The organism is Mesorhizobium sp. M7A.F.Ca.CA.004.04.2.1 (assembly GCF_004022825.1).
GTDB lineage: Bacteria > Pseudomonadota > Alphaproteobacteria > Rhizobiales > Rhizobiaceae > Mesorhizobium.
Window position 1 is genome coordinate 1 of the sequence record NZ_RZPH01001710.1, and the last position, 550, is coordinate 550.

The 550-nt window shown below is 62.2% G+C and carries 2 protein-coding genes; both read left to right on the top strand.

Going from position 1 to position 550, the window contains the following annotated elements:
* Nucleotides 1-278, top strand: a 278-nt coding sequence (locus tag EN893_RS37135) for a TOBE domain-containing protein (protein WP_128362313.1), incomplete at its 5' end; no start/stop codon positions are given.
* Nucleotides 279-384: 106 nt separating this feature from the next.
* The coding region (locus tag EN893_RS37140) for an ATP-binding cassette domain-containing protein (protein WP_164901554.1) at nucleotides 385-550 on the top strand (166 nt) is incomplete at its 3' end.

The window sequence follows — 550 nt, forward strand, 5'->3', positions numbered from 1 at the left end:
GCCATGCAGGCGGCCAGCTCGCGCTCGGCATCCGGCCGGAAGGCGTTCTCATCCGCCGCGAGGCGACGGAGGGGTTTTTGCCGGTCGAGACGCAGATCGTCGAGCCGCTTGGCTCCTTCGACATTGTCGATCTCAAGGTCGGCTCAAAGATGCTGCGCGCACGCACCAAGAGCGGCTTCGTCGCCGGTCCCGGCCAGAAGGTGTTCGCCAGGATCGATCCGGCCCAAGCGCATTTCTTCGACACGGCAAGCGGCAAGTCGCTGGGAGTGAGATTGTGATGGCCGAAGGACACGAAAGGCCAATGACTTGGCCTTTCGAACAATCGAACGCCCGGAGCTATAGCGGAGGGCAGACACCCTCGAAAAAGAGATCGGGACGATAGACATGGCCCATATCCAGCTCAAGAACATCTCGAAGACTTTCGGCAACCACACCGCATTGACCGGGCTCAATCTCGACATTGCCGACGGCGAGTTCTTCGTGCTGCTCGGCGAGACCGGCGCCGGCAAGACGACGACGCTGCGCATGATCGCGGGCCTGGAAGAGCCGG